Origin of the sequence: Eudoraea sp., from assembly GCF_039969275.1 — a bacterium.
GTDB lineage: Bacteria > Bacteroidota > Bacteroidia > Flavobacteriales > Flavobacteriaceae > Eudoraea.
This window is the reverse complement of record NZ_JBDVOC010000010.1, coordinates 200,130-223,687: the sequence shown is the minus strand read 5'-3', so window position 1 is coordinate 223,687 and position 23,558 is coordinate 200,130. Positions and strand designations below refer to the sequence as shown.

Here is a 23,558-nt window from a genome sequence, read left to right as displayed (position 1 = left end):
TTTATTCAGATTAAAAATTATAGAGTCTTGTAATATTAAAGCCTATTAAGAAATCCCCATAAAAGAAATCGTTTTCATTATACATATAATTTGATTGTGGTAAAATGCCTTGATAGTTGCTAAATGTTAGCTGGAAAGCGTGGCTTGATGTCCTGAATTCAACCCCTAAACCATATCCGGGTTCGGGATCAAAACCTTTGATTGGACTATCTGCATCATCTGGAAATAAATGATGGGTAAATGGTAGACTAATGTCTACCAGTATGGCAGTTTGAGGGCTTACCTTGTACCGCCCGCTAAGGGCAAGGCCAAACATGTCGTTCCTTACTCTGGGCTCTACCGCATTGTAATGTGAAATACTGGGCGCAATCTGCATAGAAAAATTAGGCGAAAACCGCCTGGCGATAATTAGCTGATGAAAATAGGAATATCGAGCCTGGTCTGTGGCAAATTGTTGTTTGTTATCAGCATTAATGGCAAAATTACCGTAGTAAGAAACACTTACAGGAACCTTTTTGGTACGGGTTTGCCTTAAGAGGGCTAATTTCCAGTTAAAATCCTGCATTACGTTAAATTTAGAAGTGCCAAATCCCAGAGTTACTCTGTCATGAACGGCATAGGAAACCCCAATTCTAATATTTGAATTTGCCCAAATCCCGGCCAAATCGGATGTTCCTCCATTGATTAGTCCAAACCTGTGAGCCATTTGTATCTCCATCGTATTTTTGCTGTAGAGTACATTGGTTGGGTTATCAATGATCCATGCACTTTCAAATGCAGCTCTTTCCAGCTTTACAGCTGTGGTATCTTTTACTTTTTCTTGTGAAACGACCAATAATGGTAACAATGAAAAAGCATAAAGTATTATTTTAATATATCTCATGTCTATAGTATTGAATTTAATTATCTAAAGCTCCTCGCTCAATCCAGGTTTTAACCAAGTTTATTTGTGAAGCTGGTAAAGCACCAGCTGGCGGCATCAGTTCGCCACTATTAGTTGTAATAAGGGTTTGATATAATATACTGGCATCTATATCATTTGGAATTATATAGCCACCATCAATAATAGATCCATATGAATTACCTACTGTTAGATCTGGAGGTGCAATGGTCGGATGACATGAAGCACAGCTAGTAGTAAAGATTGGCTGAATGTCAGTTGCAAATGAAACAACTTCTTCCTCGGGTATATCGGGAATAACTTCTTCCACAATTTCGTCATAATAACAGCTAGATAAAGAAAGCAATAGAGTTATGACCGCTGCTTTGCTTAATAATTTTAATATTTTTTTCATAATTGGAAATTTAAAATGTAACTAAAGGCAATGACCAAAATCAAATTTTGAAATTGAAAATTTAGTTTCCGTCATTGCCTGTTTTATCTAATTGTTATTCTTCTACTTCAAATTTTAATGTCAAAAATGCTTTAGTGGCATGTGCTATGGCTGCATTGTTAAATGTTGCGATTCCAAAAGGAAAATCTTGTAGTGATGAAAAATCAACATCTGCTCCTGTAGTATCTCCGGTTGAAAGTTTACGTTTAAATTCAAGTATCCAACCTGTACCGGTATATACGCCTACAGCAGTAATATCTCCTCTACTACCATTTGAAGGTTGTACCCAAACACTTGGCATACCAAATTTACCAGTAGTTTCACCATCACGTTCATAACCTTCCTCAGTGTTAGGATCAATAGTACCACCGTCATAGGTAAGAATACCTGTAGCGTCAACACCTGTTATAAGTTTAGCCTCTCCAGAATTGATTTCATCAATAGTGATCCAGTTATAATATTCCCTACCTGGAATAAAATACAATGGTACACTAACATCGGAAGTTCCGTTATTTAAAGTTTGAGAGTTGTTAGTATAAGGCGCTTGTCCGGCATTGGCATCACTATGTCTTCCGTTTGGTTGTACCTCATCTTGGTATTGGTCATCAGCTTGTTCATAAAAGCTAGTTCTGGCCTGTTTCCAGTGCCACATGTCAACAGATTGACCAGCTGCTACTGTATAATGACGAGCATAGCCGTCCGCTTCAGATAAACCAGTATGGCAGGTGGCAAAACATGTTTGTTCAGGCCAGCCATCTACAGTATTGTCAACATCCCAAAGGATTGCATATTTATCTTCGTAAAATGCATCTCTTGTTTTATTACCAGCTGCATCAAACAAAGGCCAACGACTTTCTTGTGCCCAAAGACTTGTTGCTGGATCAAAATACCAAGTATCCCTGGTAGTGGACTTTTTTTCATCTTTCCATTCTGCTAAAAAATAAATGTATTCATCGTCATAAAGCGCTCTTAAAGTAGATTCTTGAGTTTGACCCACATATCCTCGAAAAACCTGTGTCCCGTCATCACCTAGGGGATCAAGCACTTCTGTAGGAGCTATTAATATTTGTGCGTCGGCCCAAGCGACATCTATAACACCATCAATCAACGGACCGGAAAATACTCTTTTTGCCAATAAATCTGTCGTACTTGTGCCTGCACCCGTACTAACACCGTCCTGGCCGTCCTGGCCATCTTGGCCATCTTGACCATCTATACCATCAGCTCCTGGAACTCCCGGAACAGGATCACTAGTACATTGAATAAACAGTAAACTTGATACTAGCATCAGCAAGAATCCGAATAATTTAAAATTTTTCATAAAATTTAATATTAATTAAAGCCTTTTCTGTTTAGAAAATTAATTCTGTAATGCGGCTAATGAGTTTGTGATTATAGATCTGGCATAGTCAGGGTTATGAACACCACCACTTTTATCTTCATAAAAAAATAGGAAATTCCATGCAGCTTCAGCATCTTTTAAGTCAAAAAGTCCCACTTGCGGATGCCATTCACCATCTTCTAAGTGAACAATTCCTACTACAGGAACAGGTGTAACCCCATCGGCTTCAAAAACTGGATAATATTCGCCTAATGAATCCTGAGCAACTTCTTGTCCGACTACAGTTTCTAAAATACCTCCTAAAGTTTCCCAATCAGCTATCAGATCATCCATAACTTTAAGTTCCTCAAATGAAGAGCCAGGATGGCAAGTAGCACAATTATTTCCTGCAGGTGTCCAGGTATGACCATCAGAACCGTCTGTAGTGCCACCCATATGGCATTCTATACAAGAAGATCCTTGTCTATGAGCTGCGACCTGTACCGGTGGTATGGCTTCTACCAGGGTAAACGTGCTGTAAGCACCCAAGAGACCTTCCAATAAGGCGGTTTGTGGGCCATGATGTGGCCCCCAATGTGAACTTGTTTGTAAATACTTACCGTCCATATCACCAGTTGGAGCATCGCTCCTTGGTTGGTGGCAGTTTGCACAAGTGTTACTGGCATTTCCGTAGTCTATAGTGTAATCTATATTTTCTAAATTTCTTAAAGGAACTTCTTCTAGCGTTCTTACCGCGTAATCGTTTCCGTCGGTTTCAAAATCGAAAGATCTGTGAGTGCTGTGGCAACCATTACAATTTAGTGGATTAGAAACGGAATATCCATCAGGGTTAGATTCTCCGGTTTCTATGAATTCTATAAAGCCTTCGTTGTTGTGGCATTCTGCACAACTGGCTCGTGTACCAAAAAATCCCCAGGTAAAGCCTGTAGCGTGTTTGGTGGTAGACCAGGCCTCATAAATTGGTTCTCTTTTTTCATTTGAGTGACAAGCAATACATGAGGCTGCAGAACCGTCAACCCCGTCAACCCCGTCAATTCCATCAATACCAGGTATTCCATCTGCCCCGTCCTTTCCGGGAATAGGATCACTGGTACATTGAACACACAGTAAAGCTGATGCAAAAACCATCAGATAACCTAATAATTTTAAATTTTTCATAAGACTGTCTATTTAACCGGTTTATTAATCTTCTGTTAAAATTATGACAGCAACTAAACATAATTTATGACATATATCATGTTTTTTTTATGTTAAAAGCTTGAAAATCAGACTATTAAAAAAAACAATAAAAATTTGGTGCAAAAATTTAGGTAATTTAGGTTACAATCTAAACATGTTTTGGAACCCAAATAAGAACTGGAAAGGACAGGGCATTTAAAATAAACTTTGCTATTTTTGCGATCTTAAATTCGGGATATGGCTAGTTCCCACATAATGCGGGACAGGCTGGTAGCGTACTCCGCTTACAGCGAGATGGTCGCAAGGTTTCAGAGAGAGATATTATTAATGACAAAGAAAAATTAGAAGGTAAATAAATTCGGGATGTGGCGCAGTTCCCGCTTTCATCGGGACAGGCTTGGTAGCATACCCCACTTGCAGCGGGATGGTCGCAAGGTTTCAGAGAGAGAGATTATTAATGACAAAGAAAAATTAGAAGATAAATAAATTCGGGATGTGGCGCAGTCTGGTAGCGTACACGGCTGGGGGCCGTGTGGTCGCAGGTTCAAATCCTGTCATCCCGACTTAACCAAAAGTGATTTGTAAAACAAATCACTTTTTTTATTTGCACAGAGGGTTTATTAGGATTATCTAAATCCTGTTAGTAAGCTGAAGGAAATAAAAAAGGTGAAACGCAGTCCGTCCACTTTTCTACCCATCATGTTCAGCACTTGTATTTTCTCTTTTTCTACATCCTTATCAGAATCAATAAGGATGATTGAATTATGTGCTCTTGAGGCCCATTTTTCAATATTTTTTGCCATTGTGGCGAAAAATGGATTTGCAATATCGGGCACCATTAAGCCGATAGTAAATGTTTGAGACGCTTGCAGCCCTTTGGCAATTAAGTTTGGGGAATAACCAACCTCTTCGACATATTTCAGTACGGAGGCCATGGTAGCATCGCTTATTCTCCATTCTTTACCCTTGCCGTTAAGGATTCTAGAAACGGTGCTTACCGAGATACTAAGATCTTTTGCAATTTGTTTTAAGGTGGGCATCCAATTGATTTAAAGGAAGAAAAGGCAGCTAACAAAGCACTGCCGGAAAGAATTGACGGGCAGAACGGATAAGAAATAATTCAATGCACGAGAATGGTATTTTTTTGTAATTTGCCGCCATGTTACAAACACGCCAGCTAAATGCCATTATGTTTACCGACATCGTTGGGTATACTGCCCTGATGGGTAAAGACACTGACAAGGCTCTCGAATTGTTGCGCCTCAGCATGGAGATTCAGAAGCAATTGGTTGAGCAGTACAATGGCAAGTGGCTAAAGGAAATGGGAGATGGTTCCCTGGCAAGTTTTAATAGTGCCTTGGATGCAGTGAATTGCTCAATTGCGATTCAGGAATCCGCCAGGTCTAAAATCAACGCTAAGTTAAGGATAGGAATCCACCTGGGTGATATAACAATCGAAAATAACGATATATTTGGGGATGGTGTTAACGTGGCATCAAGACTTGAATCAATTGCTGATCCGGGAGGAATCTATATCTCAGATAACATAGAAAAATCCATCAAGGGTCAAACAAATGTTCAGGCTAAATATTTAGGGGAAATTAAGTTAAAAAATGTTGCTTACAACGTCAGGACTTATGCCTTACAAGGTTCTGGCTTACCAGTGCCTCAAGTAGAAGAGTACAAAGAAATATCCGGTCGATTCCTTGCTGCGGTGCAGAGACGCGGAGTGATTAGGGTTGCAATAACTTATCTTGCCTTCTCCTTGTTTTTGATGTTGTTACTGCCATATGTCGGTACAGTGGTAGCTTTGCCAATTTGGTCATCAACTGCCCTGCAAATAATACTGGTCCTGGGCTTCCTCATTGCAATGTACCTTGCCTGGAATTATGAACGGAGTCCAAAGGGTTTCGTCCGCACCAGCTCGCAACAATCCTGGCAGAATCCCAATAAAGGCAGTCAGAGCAAACCTCTTACCAGTAATTTAATAATTATATTGTTAGTTGTCGCCAGTGCTGTATTATACTTTTATCCCAGGTCCCCGGGCACACAAGAAAAGGTTGCTTCAGAAATTATTGACAAATCTATTGCCGTAATACCTTTTGATGACATGAGCCCCGGAAGTGATCAAAAATACCTCGCTGATGGAATGCAGGAGGCGATATTGAATCACCTGGCAAAAATCAAGGACATGCGAGTAATTTCCAGAACTACCATGGAAGCATATCGGGAATCCAATAAATCCACGCCATCGATTGCCAGGGACGTGGGCGTATCGTACATCCTCGAAGGAAGTATCCAGCGTATAGCAAATAAAGTTAGAATTACTGTTCAATTAATTCAGGGAAATTCAGATAAACATCTGTGGTCAGAAAATTATGACCGGGATCTCAGTGATATTTTTACTATCCAGACCGAAATTGCTAAACGTGTTGCAAAAGAATTGAACACGACCATTAGTGTCAAAGACCGGACGCTCATTGAAACCATTCCTACTACTAACCTCACAGCCTATGACTACTACTTAAAAGGAATGGATTTCAGAAATAGAAGCAATGAGGAAGAAGATCTTCGGTTTGCTGCTCAAATGTTTTCGCAGGCGATTGAAATCGATTCAACATTCACCTTAGCCTGGGTGGGGCTTGCCTCAACCTCAAGATCAACATACTGGTACCGTTTTAACAGAACGGAAGAGCTACTTGTGAAAACAAAACAGTATTTAGATAGGGCTATTGCACTGGATCCAGACAATTTTGAGGTCCGGCTAGAAGCCGGTAAATATCATTATCAATGTAAACTGGATTATGGAAAAGCCCTACCGATCTTCGAAAAGTTAAGATCTGAATACCCAAATAATTCCCAATTGTATGCATGGACAGGGTACATTTATCGAAGGATGGGTAACTTTGAAAAATCATTTAATAGCCTGGACCGTGCCATTTTACTAAATCCTTCTTCATGGAATGAAAGAGCGAACGCAGCCTATACATTGGTTATCCTCGGAAGATATGGAGAAGCTGAAGACTATTATACAACTGTTTTAGATCTGAATCCTTCCTGGGACGATGGCTATTCCAGCCTTGTGGAGCTATATCAAATTACGGGAAAAATTGAGCAGGCCAGAAGATTTACGAGAAACAAAAATCCTGATGACCACCCATGGATGTATATGACTATGAGTAAGACTGAACTCCTGGAAAGAAACTACGATGAAGCCATTCGTATTATTGAGGCTTCTCCTAGTGAATTTTTGGTATACGAAGATGAATTTATACCGAGGTCACAGCAACTCGGACTTATTTATTTAATGATGTCCAATAGGGAATTAGCAACAACTCATTTTCAGGAGGCCAGGCTAATTTTAGAAGACAAACTGAAGGAATTGCCCGATGATCCTCGTCTCTATAGTTCATTGGGAATTGTTTACGCCGGACTAGGGTTGAAAGAAGAAGCTGTAAAAGCGGGTAACAAGGCCTTGTCTATTATCAATTTCTCTGTTGATGCTATTGAAGGATACTACAGGGAATTGGATATGGCCAGGATCCTGACAATGAACGGAAGGTACGATGAAGCTATAAAGAAACTGGAGTTTCTTCTCCAGAGAAATGGCCACCTGTCCATGGAACTGCTCAAAAGAGACCCTTTCTGGGACCCCCTGAGGGATATAAATGAATTCAAGGAACTGATAGAAAACCCAAAGTATCAATTAAGTTTATAAATTATATAAACGCCGAACTTATTGACAATTAAGGAAAGAGGAAGAAATCATGAACTTGTTTGTATGTTTTAGAAGTACTGATGAATACGAGGGTGTTTCTGTAATGAATACATTAAAAACAAAATCCCAAAATGCCCTTGTTATATTAGAAGAAACAGACCGCAATCCTGAATGGAAAAAAAATGTATCTGATAAATTTTCGATAGCACATTATGTAGTCTTTTTAGTGGGGAGCACTACTTTTGAAAGTAAACATGTAAATTGGGAATTTAATAAAGCTGAGGCCCTGAATAAATACATTATTGGTATAAAACTTAAAGGGGCTACAGAAGAATCGTATTTAAGGTTTAAAAAGTATAAGATATTTGATAGTGCAGAAGAATGCCTGGAGTATATGTTAACAATGAAGGAAATGGGCGCTATTTACACCTATACAGATTGATTAATTATAATTATAGATTTATCCTATGAATGATCTTGTTAAGTTAACCTATGACGTTTTTGGCCATGTAATACCAGGAATGATCATCTTTTTTTCATTATATCTATTTTATGCCCCTCCAGACCTTATGCCCTGGCTGGATACAAAGGCAGCGATAGTAGCTGATAAAGGTTCGGTTATAATTATCATATCCTATATTATTGGTTTTGCTATTAACCCTTTTGGGAAATACGTATACCAAAACCTGGGTAAAAAACTTTGGCCCAAAAAGGAAAAAGAGAAGAAGAAAAAGAAGGAAAAGCATAATTTGGATATGAAGGTAAAATACAATGTGGAAATGGGGGTTTCAGATAATTTTATCCTAATCCGTGAAAAAAGCCCCAAAAATTTTGAATATATAGAACGCTGGTTCACGTATTGTGCAATGGCTCATAACCTTGCTATTGGCAGTCTGGTTCTGGCATTGGTGTCAGTATTTCAAATAATTACAATAATAATAGAATGGAAGGATTTTTATTGTTATTTAAATATATGGTTGCCCATTTTACTTTTTTCTATTTTTCTATTTTTTGTTTTATTAAATAGAGCCGTTATATTCTCTATTTGGGGGACCGATGATTTGTACGCCACAGTTTCACGATGCCTGCAGGAAGAAGAAGACAATAAAAATTAACCGCCCTACCCCGCTGTTTTATTTGCAACAATAAATCTATTCTTTGAAAGCTTACAAAAGTGGAGAAAATAGCTACATTTCAGAAGGCAGGTACAGATATTCGGTTTTCGGATCATTAAATACATTTTCGATTACTATTCTGTCATTTACATCAAAATATTCCTCGTCTACAAAAGTGAAGTAGATTTCATCAATTTTTGGTTTTTCTTTCTGAATTTTTGAGGCAAATATATTATAGGGATCATTATATTTATTATCTCGGATATCAACATCTTCGTCTCCTGCAGGGTTTTTAAATCTCTTTGAAACCAAAGTTAAACTATCCTTGTATAGTTGCTCACGCTGCAGAGAAACACGCAGGTCATATCTTTTCTGACTTACTAACATACAATCTTCCTTTAACATGGGAGTAGTACTTTTGTAGTAAAATACCCTGTCAGCTATTACTAAGACCAATAGTAACCAATCATGGCTTTGAGTTTGAACTGAATTTGGTATTATATGTACTGAATCCGGTGTTATACGTATCCCGATAAGATGTGCTTCATTGTCATTAAAACGCCAGTTACGCACTTTACTGCTTTCACATGGTTCAGTCTTCATCTTTTCTTTTATTCTCAATATTCTGTGAAACCAGGGTCTATTATCTTTCTCGGCAATTCCGATATTAGGGGGGAACTTTTTTACTTTATTTGGTGGCCTAGCTGAGTCAATTTTAATAGGTTGTTTGACCACTGAGTATGTTATTGGTGGGTTTTCATCAACAATAACTTTCTCTTCTTGTGATTCACAATCATCGGGCAAATTAAATGTGTCCGTCTTTGTAATTCCACTGGCATCGGTAACAGTAATGGTATAGGTACCAATTTGTGAGAGGTCCAAAAAAGCATTCTGGTCTTGTGGCCCAATTTTAGTGTTGTCTGGTTGTATTATTTCATAACTATACCCTTCTAAGCCATTCAATACGCTGACTGTAACATGGGCCTTGTTATTAGGTGTACAAGGATATTTTTCAATGGTAAATTCCAGCGAGCCTGGTGGTATCGTATCTTTTGTATCAAATGTTATTATTCTTCTTATTGGTAATTTTGGTTTTTCTATGGGTTTAATTGCCAACAAAGACCCTAATACCAGGACTAACAGGGCTAAAAATCCCAATGCAAATAACAATAGTCTTTTCTCCTTTTTGCGGCGCTTTTCTGTACTTATTAATATGGGCTCCACGAGGGTATCATGACTTAATTCATAACTAGTAGTGCCAACGGAGTTGAGAAAGGGTCGTAGTAAAAGATTATCTTCCAGGTTGTCTAATATAATTTTAGGTATTTTGTGTTTTTTTTCTATCGTAACTATATCTACAGGCACCCTGTTGCCTTCCACTATTAGCACAGTTTCAATGAAGTTTTTTACCTTAGGCCTGCTGATTAAACTTTTTCTAATTACGGTTATGGGGTTTTTAGGTTTTAGTGGATCCTTAACTAAGTTTTGACGACTTTTACCTATTGGTAGACCGGCAATTATTTTATTGTAATATTTCTCCCAAATAAGATCCAGATTCCCAATATTCTTATCCTTTTTCCAAAGATCCTTAACAGTAAATTGAAATTCAGTAGTTTCAGGGTTCGTTTTTTTTCTGTTTGAGATTTTTTCTTCAGCGTACTGGCCAATCAGCTGCAATTGAAAGGCTTCAAATCGTTTATTCTTAGTATCCATCAACCCTTTTAGGATATGCTCAAGAACCTCCTGGGTATAAGTAAATGAAGGCGAAGAAAAGTCACCTTCCATCTGCGCAGGTTTTACCAAAGCTTCCAGTGTCTGTGGCCCACTCAGCGGCAATAATTCATAGGTATAATTAAATACTTCTGGCAAAAACTTTTTAAGCCTGTCTAATTCCCCCATATAGTCATTCCGTAAGGATAAGACCACCTTAAGGTTTAAAGGTGCCAGAAGCTGCTCTATTTCAGTTTCGGTGAAGAAATTCTTATCAGACTTTAATTTTTGCGTAAGCAGGTCGCGTACGGATTTTGGAGACCTAAAGTTGAGCATTGTAGCCATCGATTGACTAAAGGTGTCCACATGATTGGGGTATTTAACAAAAAGTTCTTCAAAATGGTCAAATATCAAGGAGACTGCCTCAGCACCTTCGTGCAATAGTTGAATGATCTTAGCGTAATACCATAATTTTGCCGTTGGGTCTTTCGGCAATTCAGTAGCTATATTGAATTTATTTGATAAAAAAGTTTTTTCATTGGTTAGGCTCTCCAAGCGTTGTAACAGCAAATCCATAGGACTGCGCGCTTGCTCCTTCAAATGAATATTCAAGACTACATGCCGTTCCTGCTCAATCAGTTTTGGAATCACCCCAGCGTTCAATAAGGAGGTCTTGCCAAAACCTGATCTACCTACAAGTACCACCAGTTTTTCCAGTACAATAAGTTGGGATAGTTTCTTAATATCTTCAGTTCTCCCAAAAAACAATGCGCGGTCCTTCACTGAGAAAGGTCGGGTGCCCGGGTATCTGTAATGTTTTTCCATTGAATGCGGCTTATCGAAGGACGACTCTACGTTTTTTTAATATTCCCTTAAAATACCTTTTTTATATCTTCTATTAACACTTTAAAATTGGTGTCTTTCATCTTTTGAGAAGAGGAAAGGTTTATTTTTCGAAGAATCAGGGTGATGTCTGTAAAATTTTCTATTATTTCCTTTATAAAATCATAGTCCTCATCGAGTACTTTTCCGGCAGATTGACCTATTTCTTGATATTGCTTATCTAAATCTTCTTTTTTAACTATCCACTTTTGTTCATATTTTAATAATTCTTTGCGATCAAAAAAATTAGCGTCCTCCAGGCAAATTGGAAATATCCGAGTCAAAAACTCCTCATTTTTATATGTTTTGTGTAATTCCAGGAGTTCACGCATACAATTAATAGATTCCAAATACTTTTTACTTATCACAACAACAGCTCCATCGGTCTTTCCTATGCGTTTCATAAAATCTGGAATGTCGGCCTTATAGGCTAAGTTGTCCTTATCGATAAGAACGCGTAAATTTTCTTCTAGTAATCGCTTTTTCAGGCTCTCTGTTATTTTATCACTTTCCTTTCCCCAGGCATAAGAAATGAATAGTTCTGGTTGATAGGTATTTTCTTTATCCTCTATTAGCCCTTGTGATTTTGCCATGCATAGTCCTTCAATAATCTCGGCGGCTTTTTTATCATCATAAAATTCAACATCAAATTCGTCTTCGCAAAATTTCATAAGGTTTTCTTGGTCAATCAGGTGCGAGTGGAGGCCTTTATTGTCCACCTTCATAATCCAAAGTAAAAGTTGAAAATACCATTTCTCAAAACTGAATCCCAAAAACAAGACGACCTTGAATTCCTTCAATTGATCTTTAAGTTTAAGCTCCTTAGTTCCCATTATACTCTCTAAATATTCAAACAGATCTTTATAGGTTAATATCATGGAATTTATATGTTCGTAGTCACCAAAAATATTGTAGATCTGAGTATTATATTTTTTAATTCTTGATTGAGGAGTTTCTTTTTTATGGTAAAACCCATAATCATACCCCTTCCCTTTTTTATCAAATACTTTATTCAAGGTCTTATCCGGAGACGTATTTATTATCAAAGGAAATGGAATTTCCGCAAGATTTTCATAAATATCATTAGACGGAAGTGCCTCTTCAAAAAACTTTTTAATAGGTGCTTCAATTTTAATGTCCCTTGTTTTATCGTCAAAACTTAAAAATCCTTCATTTTCAGTTTGTGTTACCTTCCTAGGAAGCTTTGTTGTAAGGTAATTATTTAGTTTATCGTTGATACTATTGCCATCATTATCTTTTAATAAATTTGGGCCCAAAATTACCAGACAGGTACCATTGTTTATGTATTCTATTATTTCTTCTAAATCTTCATATTTAGTTGCAAGTTCTGTCTCCATAATCTTAATTTGGTTGATTATAATTTAATTCAGATGCCGTAATAAATCTGTGACTATTTGATCAATAAGATACTAAATTATCATATTACTTTCCTTTTCTTTCCTATTATAAGCAGCCGCTGTTGTGGCTTAAATAAAGTATCTGCTATTTTTTTACAGAAACAATGTAATTAGATTGTATTGTAAAATAACATAAGTGGGTTGAAATCAATAATTTATCAGATAAAAGTATCGCAATCTGGCATATTGTGGATTTGGATGTTCTCTATTGCATTTTGTTTGCCAATAAGCCGTCTTTACATAGGCCCCCATAGTAAATACCATCTTTTTGCGGTATCCTGGAACTTTTCATTTAAAGACGGTATAACCCTTATCTGTTGTGCGATTTTCTCAAAAGCATTACCTTAACACCTAATTCAATTATATACCAACCAAGGATAATTTACCGTAAGTTATTTTTTTTGGGAGGTGTTATAAATTTCTGAATCTGAAAACCATAAAAAAATCGAACAAAATTTCCTCAGTAAACCATGTCGAAGAGTACAACCAAATACTTTTTCAGTGGAACGAGACAGATAAGGACTATCCCAGGGACAAAACCATCATTCAATTATTTGAAGCACAGGTGGAAAGGACGCCTGACAACATTGCTCTGGTCTTTGAAGGGCGGAAATTGACTTATAGGGAGCTCAGCGAAAAGAGCAACCAGCTGGCCGGGCACATCAGGGTTCAATACAAGAAAAGGACGAATCATACGCTTAAACCTGATACAATGATTGCTTTGTGTCTGGATAGAAGTCTGGAGATGGTAATAGGGATACTGGGTGTACTCAAAGCAGGTGGTGCTTATGTTCCTATAGACCCATCTTATCCACAGGAGAGACTTGATTATATACTTAATGATAGTCAATGTGAATTACTGCTTATAAGGGACCTTACCTTTGATTGTAACTTAAAGTTGCCAAAGGATAAGGCAGTTCACATAGCAATGTCCGAAGGGTTTTATCAGAAAGAAAACTCTTCCAATCTCGGGCTATACAATCTATCAACGAATGCTGGTTATGTCATTTATACCTCCGGAACTACGGGAAAACCAAAGGGGGTGCTGGTTGAGCAAAGAGGGGTAATAAATTTGATAACAGACTTACTTTATAAATACAATACCGAATCTTCAGAACGATTCCTGCTTTTTGCCAATTATGTCTTTGACGCCTCTCTGGAACAAATTCTCTTATCCTTGTTTTCAGGAGGGACATTGTTTGTAATTGACGATAAAACAATTCTTGATAATAGCGGTTTTACAGATTTTGTAATTAATAATCGGATTACTCAAATAGATGCAACACCATCATATTTGAGTTCCATAGATCCATCAAAATTTAATTCTGTCAAAAGAGTTGTGTTTGGTGGCGAATACCTTTCAAAAAAGTTATTTGATAAATACAAGAAAAGCATTCCTACGGTTATAAACACATATGGTCCAACAGAAACCACGATAACATCGCATATATCAATCAATTCTTACTTACTGAATAATGTCAGGATTCAAAATGTTAAATCTTATGTTCTTGACACAAACAGAACTCCTGTTCCAATTGGAGTTGTAGGGGAATTATACATAGGTGGAGCTGGCCTTGCAAGGGGTTATCTGAACAATGAAGAACTAACGAAAGAACGTTTTATTCCCAATCCATTTGCAACCGAAGAGGACATAGCCAAAGGGTATACCCGCCTGTATAGGACGGGTGATTTGGTGCGCTGGCTTCCCGACGGCAACCTGGAATATGTTGGCAGGAACGATGACCAGGTAAAGATCCATGGCTACCGAATAGAGTTGGGGGAGATAGAGCATGCCTTGACTCAAGTTTCAGGTGTAAAGCAAAGTTGTGTACTGGCCAGGGAGCGGGAAACAGCAACAGGCAGTAATAAGTACTTAGTGGGTTACTATATAAAGGAGAGTGAAGGAGAGGTACCAACACAAACCACGATTTTAGAGAAGTTGTCCGCAGTGTTGCCGGACTACATGTTGCCGGCGGCTTTGGTAGCGTTGGAAGCCTTTCCATTGAACATCAATGGTAAACTGGACAAACTCTCCCTACCCGAGCCTGACTTTAGTTTAACTAACGCAGATTTTGTTCCTCCAACTACAGAAATAGAAACGGCCATATGCCAGATCTGGCAGGACGTATTGGGTTTGGAACAAGTAGGTATCACCGATAACTTCTTTAGGTTGGGTGGTAGCTCTATCCAGGCCATTCAGGTATCCCATCGGATGAATAAAGTGTTGGGTTGTGAAGTAAGGGTGGCTGATATATTTAAGTATAAAACTCCATTACAATTACTGTCTAAAAATTTAGGACAAACACAGATTAATATTCCCAAAACAGAGACCAACCCAGCTGTTCTTTCATTTGCTCAGGAGCGGTTATGGTTTATTGAGCAGTATGAAGAAGGGAGCAGCGCTTACCATATACCAGAGGTACTTGAGTTGGATAGCAAAGCAGATATGGAGGGGATAAAATATGCCCTTCAACAGATTGTTTCCAGACATGAAGTATTACGAAGCACGATTGAACATAGCAATGATCAGGGGGGAATGCAACGGGTACATGAAGGATCCTTAAAAATTGAAGAGGTACGCTTAACAGATAAGGATGACTTTGAAGCGATTATTAAAGAGGACATTAATCACCCCTTCGATTTAATTACTGAATATCCCATCAGGGTAAAGTTGTATAAGATTTTATCAGGGAAAGTAGCATCAGATAAAAAATCAGCAAGAACATTTTTGCTAATCAATACGCACCATATAGCGAGCGATGGATGGTCATCCAAAGTTTTTCAAAAGGAGCTTCTTGCTTATTATGAGGCGTATGTTAACAAGGACACCAAATTTAGTTTGCCCCCTCTGGAGATCCAGTACAAGGACTATGCCTTTTGGCAGCGCTCTTATTTGAACGGGGAACTTCTGGAAAAACAGCTAAACTATTGGAAGGATAAACTTTCGGGGTACCAGCCTCTGGAGTTACCCACAGATTATACAAGGCCAAACCAGACAGACTATAAGGGGGCTTATCAGGAATTCACACTCACCAGGAAAACCAGTGAAAAGCTAAGGACCCTGGCCAAAGACCTTGGTACTACCTTGCATAGTGTGCTGTTAAGCAGCATAAATATCTTGCTCAGTAAATACACAGGGCAACAAGATATCCTAATAGGAAGCCCAATAGCCAACAGGCATCACCGGCAAACCGAAGGGCTTATCGGATTCTTTGTTAATACACAAGTAAACAGGACTTTATTAACACAATTCCAGAGTTACGAAGACTTGATCCACCAGGTTCATCAGGATCAGATTGCTGCTCAACTACATCAGGACCTGCCCTTTGAGAAATTAGTTGAAGTAATTGGAGTAGAACGGGATGTGTCCCGTCATCCTATTTTTCAAGTCATGTTTGGGGTTCAAAGTTTTGTTCAAGACAGTAAAACAATAGATGAGCAAAGAAGATACTTCAAACCTTTTCAGAGATCTAATGCCTTCGAAACCGTAAAATTTGATTTGTCGATCTTCATAGATGAGGGTCAGGAAGAACTACATGGAGAAATTTGTTATTCTACCAGTTTGTTCCACAAAAATACTATTGCAAGGTTGATTGATCATTACACCTGTATTCTGGATCAACTGGTTGAATCACCGCAAGAAAAATACAGCAAACTCAGTTTACTCCGTCCTGAAGAATACAACCAGATCGTTTACGATTGGAATAAGACAGATAAAAACTATCCTAAAGACAAGACGATTAACCAGTTATTTGAAGAGCAGGTGGAAAAGGCGCCTGACCTAGTAGCCCTGGTTTTTGAAGATCAGGAGCTTACCTATCATCAGCTCAACGAAAAAAGCAACCAGCTGGCCAGATACATAAGGGCTCAATTCAGGAAAAGAACAAAACAGGAGTTAAAGCCAGATACTTTAATTGCGTTATGTTTGGACAGAAGCCCGGAGATGGTGATCGGGATAATGGCAGTGCTGAAAGCAGGTGGCGCTTATGTTCCTATTGATCCTTCTTATCCTCAGGAAAGGATAGATTACATCCTGGAGGATACTAAGGCGGAGCTGATACTTAGTCAGAAGCAGCTATCTAAAAACATTGGAATAGAGCTTCAAAAGGATAAGGTAATATATATTGACCTTTCAGAAGAATTATATCAAACAGAAAATACCTCCAACCTGATAGCATATAGCAGTGCCACTGACCTGGCTTATGTAATCTATACCTCGGGGACTACCGGAAAGCCGAAAGGGGTAATGGTGGAGCAAAAAAGTATTTCCAGCAAAAGTATTTTTTATAAGAATATATACGGGGTTAACTCTAAACAGATCAGCCTATTTTATCGAAGTTATGGGTTCGATGGGGCCATTGAAGAGTATCTAATTCCATTATTACATGGTGCCAGAACAATAATTTATGGCTCCCGAATTTTCGATCTATTCCTTTTCATAAGTATGATCAAAGATTACAATGTCACTAAAATTAATGTGCCCCCACAACTTTTGTATCAAATATTGGAGTCGGATAATTCAATTTTAAACAATATTAAAATATTAATTTCCGGAGGCGACAAGCTGGATTTCTCAATTCTTGATGATTTCAATTTTAATTGTACGCTATTTAATACCTATGGTCCGACAGAATGTACAATTGATTCGCACATTTACAAAGTAGACAATCATAAGAAGACTTACACTGCATACCAATCTTGTATTGGAAAGAATGTATTTGATGGAAAATCCTATGTTCTTGACGCAAACAAAACTCCTGTTCCAATAGGAGTGGTTGGAGAACTTCATATAGCGGGAGCAGGCCTTGCCAGGGGTTATCTAAACAATGAAGAACTGACGAAAGAACGCTTCATTGCCAATCCTTTTGCCACCGAAGAGGACATAGCCAAAGGGTATACCCGTTTGTATAAGACGGGCGATTTGGTGCGCTGGCTTCCCTATGGTAACCTGGAATATATTGGCAGGAACGATAACCAGGTAAAGATTCGGGGCTTTAGAATAGAGTTAGGTGAGATAGAGCATGCCTTAACCCAGGTCCCTGGTGTTAAGCAGAGCTGTGTACTGGCCAGAGAAAGGGGAACAGCAACCGGCAGTAATAAGTACTTAGTTGGTTACTATACATTGGATGGTGGAGATGCGGGGTTAAGCCAAACCACTATATTAGAGAAGTTGTCATCGGTGTTGCCGGACTATATGGTTCCCAGTGCTTTGGTAGAGATGGAGTCCTTTCCCCTGACTATCAATGGTAAACTCGATAAACGAGCCTTTCCTGAACCTAACTTCAATTCATTAGCTGAAGATTTTGTTCCTCCAACTACAGAAATAGAAACGGCCATATGCCCAATCTGGCAGGAGGTTCTGGGATTGGAACAAGTAGGAATCACTGATGATTTCTTCAGGATAGGTGGTGATTCTATTTTGAGCATCCTGGTATCAAGCCGAATCCGACTGTTAGGTTTTAATTGTCAGGTACGAGATATATTTTTACACAAAACCATTGAAAAGCTTTCAAAACATCTGAGTAGTAATAATACAATTGAAGTAACGCAATCAGAGCAAGGAATATTATCAGGAGAATTTGGGTTATTACCTATACAGCAGTTGTTTGCTGAGCGGGTCGAGGATGGCGAAATCGAGGCACCCAATCATTGGAACCAAAGCTTTTTAGTCAAAGTACGGGAATTAGATCAAAATAAGCTTAGTGCTGTTATTGGAAAACTGGTCTATTATCACGATGTGCTCAGGGTTAAATACCTCAGAAAAAAAGCCTGGAAACAGGTCTATCGACCCAGTATAAAATTGCCTCAACTTAACACCTTGGATGTCAGCCGGCTTTCGGAAACGGAAATCCAACAAAAACTTACTGAATGGCAAAGTGGCTTTGATTTGGATCGGGGGCCATTGTTCCAAATGGGGTACTTATACGGATATAAAGATGGCAGTGCAAGGCTCTTCTTTGCCTTACACCATATGATAGTAGATGGGGTGAGTTGGCGCATACTTGTAGATGATGTAAAGGACTTATATACTGGAAAAAGCCTGCCTGTTAAAGGAAGTAGCTACCGTCAATGGATAAAAAGTGTAAAGGCCTATCCCGCACAACACCCTGAAGAAGCATCCTATTGGGAAGCTCAACTTGAAGGGATGCCCTTATACGATATACCTAAATATAATCTGACCAGTCCAACTATAGCGTCCCTGGAATTAAATAAAACATTAACAAGGTCATTGTTACAAAAAGTATCAAAGGCATATCATACAGAAATCAATGATCTGCTACTGACCGCCCTGGCATATGCGCTTAAAGAACTCAACGGCAATGATACCCAGGGCATTACCTTAGAAGGACATGGCAGGGAAGCGATAGATCCATCCATAGACCATAGCCGTACGCTGGGCTGGTTTACAACGATGTTCCCGGTTAAACTGGAGTTGCAAAAAACCTTGAAAGAAAGCATCCAGTTTGTTAAAAAGAGATTGCGAAACATACATAACAAGGGTATAGGGTTTGGGGCTTTTGCGGTAGATGATACTACTACATTTACACAGAAAGAATTACCTCCGATTAGCTTTAATTATTTAGGGCAATTTGACACACAGCAAGAAGACTGGCAAATCTTAGCAGAGGATAGCGGTATCAGCATGCACCCCTCTAACACAGATCATAATTTGATTGACATTAACGGAATGGTCAGTAATGGAAAGCTTGGATTTAGTATTACAACTCTGTTTGGAGAAGAGACTACATTACAATTGTGTTATAGCCTGAAATCCCATCTGAAAACCATCATCAACCATTGTGCGGAAACCTTAGAAAAGGATGGGAGTAGTTATACCCCCAGTGACTTTAACTCCATTCGATTAAGTCAGTCTTTATTAGACATCTTACAATCTTATGCACGAGCCACCCAAAATGAGATAGAACACATCTACCCCGCCAGCAGTTTGCAGCAAGGATTCATTTATCATGCCCTAAGCCAGACTGAGGACGATGCTTACAGAGTACAGGATCTGTATGATTATCATCAGTCCATGGATATCGAAAAGTATATCAACGCATGGCAGTCATGTATTGCCCAATATCCTATTTTACGTACTGCCTTTAATTGGGATGAGGAGATTATCCAGGTTATTCATAGAAAGGGCAGATTGGAATACGAGATACACGATATCAGTGAACTTCCTACTCAACAAGCCAGGGACGAGCAGATCGAAACTATCCGGAGTGAAGATATAAAACGAAGATTTGATTTAACCCAGCCAACCCTGCTCAGGCTCCTTATCATTAAGCAGTCAGAGGATTTTTATACGATAATAAAGACTGAGCACCATAGCATATCAGACGGATGGAGCGGGCCTATTCTATTAACAAGATTGCATCAGTATTACCAGGCATTCACAGCGAACAGGATAATACCCATAAAAGAAGATACCGCCTATCTTGAAGCACAGGAATATATAAGCAACCATAAAAACACTATCGCAGATTACTGGCATAAAATGTTAGCTGAAGTTGACACTGCAAATGACATCAATGCCTTGCTTAGTAAACCTATAGATCTCAGCAGCTACAGGCGGGTAAATCAGCCCGATACATTCTCTTTAGAGATTAAAGGAAAAATTTATGATAAACTCAAATCTTTCTGTCAGCGCGAAGGGATTACGATTAATGTAATCGTGCAGTTTATCTGGCATAAGTTGCTACAGGTGTACAGCAGTAATACGAGAAGTATAGTTGGCACTACGGTATCAGGCAGAAATTTACCTATAGAAGGGATAGAAGAAAGTGTAGGAGTCTATATCAACACCCTTCCTTTGGTTATTGATTGGGAGAACAATGATACCATACACTCTCAACTACATCAAATTCAGCAGAAGATATCAGAATTAAACTCACATAGTTTCACTGATCTGGCGAAATTACAAAGCAAAGGTGAGCGACTATTTCATAGTCTGTTTGTTTTTGAAAACTACCCAGCACCCATTGTTAACGGTAAAGATGCTCTGAAAATCAGCATCCGTAATGTAATAGAGAAGGTGGATTATCCATTTTGTATTTCGGCTTATGAACAAAAGAGCTCCCTCACCATCAATTTAAATTATGATGCCAAACACTTAACCAGGGATAAAGCAAACCACCATATTGAAACCTTGAACAACATTCTTGATCAGGTCTTGAGGGACCCGACCCAATCGCACGCTCAGATTTCATTACTTCAACCTGAGGACTACAACCAGATTGTTTATAACTGGAACAGGACCAATAAAAACTTTACGCGAGACAAGACAATCTATCAGTTATTTGAAGAACAAGCAGAGAAATCACCAGCCAGCATTGCTCTGGTATTTCAAGGGGAGCAATTAACCTATGGGGAGCTCAATGAAAGGAGCAACCAACTAGCCAGGCATATTCGGGCTCAATACAAGAAAAGAACCAATCAAGTCTTAAAACCAGATACCTTGATCGCTTTGTGTTTGGACAGAAGCCTGGAGATGGTCATTGGTATTTTGGGTATCCTGAAGGCAGGAGGAGCGTATGTGCCGATAGATCCATCCTATCCAAAGGAAAGGATCGAGTTCCTTTTAGCAGATACAAATGCCGAGTTTGTTTTAAGTCAGAGACATTTAACACAAAACAGCGCTGTACTTCTTCCTGACAACAAAGTGGTCTATATCGACTTAACGGAAGAGCTCTATCTTGTTAAAAATAAGTCCAATCTAGAACCATATAGCAGCGCTTCAGACCTTGCTTATGTTGTCTATACCTCTGGAACCACAGGAAATCCCAAGGGAGTGATGGTGGAGCATGGAAGCATAACTAATTTGATTAGCGACTTACAGGAGAAATATAGTATAGAGTCCTCTGAGAGATTTCTTCTTTTTGCAAACTATGTCTTTGATGCATCAATTGAACAATTGTCTTTGTCCCTGTTTTCGGGAGGTACCTTATTTGTTATTGATAATCAATCCATTCGTGACAGTGGTGTTCTGGTAGACTTCATTGTGAATAATCGAATAACACATTTACATTCGACACCGTCTTATTTAGGTGCCATTGAACCCACAAGAATAAACACATTAAGAAGAGTAGTCTTTGGAGGTGAATACCTATCTGAAGAATTATTTACAAAGTACCGAAAAGTTATATCCAAAGTTATCAATAAGTATGGGCCAACTGAAACCACTATAACATCACTCGTATCTATCAATTCTCATTTGTTGAATAATGTCAGGATTCAAAACATTAAAATCTATGTCCTAGACCACAATGCTGTGCCCGTTCCGGATGGAGTTATTGGAGAGTTATGTGTTGGAGGAGCAGGTCTGGCCAGGGGATATCTAAATAATGAAGCCCTTACAGAAGAACGTTTTATTTCTAATTCATTTGCAACAGAAGCAGACAAGGCTGAGGGATTTACCCGCTTGTATAAGACAGGCGATTTGGTGCGCTGGCTCCCCGATGGTACCCTGGAATATATTGGCAGGAATGATGACCAGGTAAAGATCCGGGGTTATAGAATAGAGCTGGGCGAGATAGAGCATGCATTGACTCAAGTCCCAGGTATAAAACAGAGCTGTGTACTGGCCAGGGAAAGGGGAACAGCAACAGGCAGCAATAAGTACTTAGTCGGTTACTATGTAGTAGATAGTGATGGTGAGGAGGCAACACAAACCGCTATCTTAGAAAAGTTGTCAGCCCTGCTACCGGACTATATGGTACCCAGTACGTGGCTAGAGATGGAGTCCTTTCCCCTGACCATCAATGGTAAACTGGACAAACGAGCTTTACCCGATCCAGACTTTAGATCGGGTGAAGAGTATGTTCCTCCAATGACAGAGACCGAAATAGCAACATGCCAGATCTGGCAGGAGGTATTGGGCTTGGAAAAAGTAGGTATCACCGATGACTTCTTCAAGTTGGGAGGTAACTCTATACAGGCCATTCAAGTATCACACAGAATAAATAAAGCATTAGGAAGTACCATAAAAGTGGCCGACATGTTTAAGTTCAAGACAATCGATGGAATCTTGTCGATTTGTGGGCAATTTTCTGAACTGATAAAACCCTTTCAGCTTAATTACAATGCTAACCTGACTGATATGATATTTATTTCCCCTGGGCGCGCTGATTCAGAAATGTATCAGAATTTAGCTGAAATTCTAAATGCAAACTATAATTGCATAGGAATTGACAATTATAATATTCACAATAAAAAGAAAATAAATTCCTTAAATATACTTGCTAGTCACTACCTATCCGAATATGAACAAAAATATGTATTGAAAGAGCCCATAAATTTACTTGGTTGGTCTCTCGGTGGGCAAATTGCCCTTGAAATGGCCGCAATTCTGGAAATGAAAGGTTTTAGAAGTATTAATGTTGTTCTATTAGATACTTTTATACCTGATGACAGTATGCTTAACTTGAGAGATCTAAAGGAAGAGGAGGATTTTCTCATACAGGAAAGAAATGCGATGTTAAAAAAATTTGAGGCAGCATATGTAGAAAAAGTAATTTCCGCTTTGATTGCTGAGAGGGATTTGGCAAATTCTTCCATAAGTAACCATTTGAATCATACCAAGGTCGTTTTGTTTAAAGCCACTCAAAATCAGTCATTCGATGGCAATAATCAAGGAAATTCAAATTCGGAGGGAGAAAATACTAATAACTCTACCGCAAATAATGTTGATTTAATAGCAACACATGTGGAGGTAATAAATTTGGATTGCAACCACTATAATATTCTCGAGACAAATGCCGAAAAGATAAGCAACTCTCTTTTAACCAATCATACGACAAATAACTTAGATATGAAGCATACAAGCAATCCAGCATAATTACTTTTCCATTTATTAGT

Annotated in this window: 11 protein-coding genes and 1 tRNA gene; 5 read left to right on the top strand and 7 right to left on the bottom strand. The window is 38.7% G+C overall.

Features of this window, described 5'->3' with window-relative positions; translation table 11 throughout:
• Nucleotides 1-10: 10 nt before the first annotated feature.
• From ABJH90_RS08855 to ABJH90_RS08840, 4 genes are all read right to left on the bottom strand, one after another.
• Nucleotides 11-883: a DUF5777 family beta-barrel protein gene (locus tag ABJH90_RS08855; RefSeq protein WP_348138457.1), complete on the bottom strand. Its 873-nt coding sequence runs from the start codon at nt 881-883 to the stop codon at nt 11-13.
• Between the two features lie 16 nt (nt 884-899).
• Nucleotides 900-1,295: a hypothetical protein gene (locus tag ABJH90_RS08850; protein ID WP_348138455.1), complete on the bottom strand. Its 396-nt coding sequence runs from the start codon at nt 1,293-1,295 to the stop codon at nt 900-902.
• A gap of 94 nt (nt 1,296-1,389) precedes the next feature.
• Nucleotides 1,390-2,655: an ethylbenzene dehydrogenase-related protein gene (locus ABJH90_RS08845; RefSeq protein WP_348138453.1), complete on the bottom strand. Its 1,266-nt coding sequence runs from the start codon at nt 2,653-2,655 to the stop codon at nt 1,390-1,392.
• Nucleotides 2,656-2,694: 39 nt separating this feature from the next.
• Nucleotides 2,695-3,834, bottom strand: a complete 1,140-nt coding sequence (locus tag ABJH90_RS08840; protein ID WP_348138451.1) for a hypothetical protein — start codon at nt 3,832-3,834, stop codon at nt 2,695-2,697.
• 510 nt (nt 3,835-4,344) lie between these two features.
• Between ABJH90_RS08840 and ABJH90_RS08835 the strand changes: the two genes are divergently transcribed.
• Nucleotides 4,345-4,418, top strand: a tRNA-Pro gene (locus tag ABJH90_RS08835).
• Between the two features lie 63 nt (nt 4,419-4,481).
• On the opposite strand, the gene ABJH90_RS08830 is transcribed toward ABJH90_RS08835, so the two are convergent.
• On the bottom strand, nt 4,482-4,895 hold the full coding sequence (locus ABJH90_RS08830) for a LacI family DNA-binding transcriptional regulator (RefSeq protein ID WP_348138449.1): 414 nt from the start codon (nt 4,893-4,895) through the stop codon (nt 4,482-4,484).
• 119 nt (nt 4,896-5,014) lie between these two features.
• On the opposite strand from ABJH90_RS08830, the gene ABJH90_RS08825 reads away from it, so the two are divergent.
• From ABJH90_RS08825 to ABJH90_RS08815, 3 genes are read left to right on the top strand one after another with little or no spacing between them, the layout of a single operon-like run.
• Nucleotides 5,015-7,573, top strand: a complete 2,559-nt coding sequence (locus ABJH90_RS08825; protein WP_348138447.1) for an adenylate/guanylate cyclase domain-containing protein — start codon at nt 5,015-5,017, stop codon at nt 7,571-7,573.
• Nucleotides 7,574-7,622: 49 nt separating this feature from the next.
• Nucleotides 7,623-8,015 carry a TIR domain-containing protein gene (locus ABJH90_RS08820; RefSeq protein WP_348138445.1) on the top strand — a complete coding sequence of 131 codons (393 nt, stop codon included), beginning with the start codon at nt 7,623-7,625 and terminating at the stop codon, nt 8,013-8,015.
• A gap of 25 nt (nt 8,016-8,040) precedes the next feature.
• Nucleotides 8,041-8,688 carry a hypothetical protein gene (locus tag ABJH90_RS08815; RefSeq protein WP_348138443.1) on the top strand — a complete coding sequence of 216 codons (648 nt, stop codon included), beginning with the start codon at nt 8,041-8,043 and terminating at the stop codon, nt 8,686-8,688.
• 72 nt (nt 8,689-8,760) lie between these two features.
• Here ABJH90_RS08815 and ABJH90_RS08810 read toward each other — a convergent pair whose 3' ends face one another.
• Both ABJH90_RS08810 and ABJH90_RS08805 read right to left on the bottom strand, forming a co-directional pair.
• The gene (locus ABJH90_RS08810) at nt 8,761-11,223 is read right to left on the bottom strand and encodes an ATP-binding protein (RefSeq protein ID WP_348138442.1); all 2,463 of its coding nucleotides are present in this window, start codon (nt 11,221-11,223) and stop codon (nt 8,761-8,763) included.
• 47 nt (nt 11,224-11,270) lie between these two features.
• Complete coding sequence (locus ABJH90_RS08805) at nt 11,271-12,638, bottom strand: TIR domain-containing protein (RefSeq protein ID WP_348138440.1); 1,368 nt, start codon at nt 12,636-12,638, stop codon at nt 11,271-11,273.
• 454 nt (nt 12,639-13,092) lie between these two features.
• Between ABJH90_RS08805 and ABJH90_RS08800 the strand changes: the two genes are divergently transcribed.
• Nucleotides 13,093-23,538 (top strand): amino acid adenylation domain-containing protein, encoded by a 10,446-nt coding sequence (locus ABJH90_RS08800; RefSeq protein WP_348139357.1) that lies wholly within the window; start codon nt 13,093-13,095, stop codon nt 23,536-23,538.
• Nucleotides 23,539-23,558 lie beyond the last annotated feature (20 nt).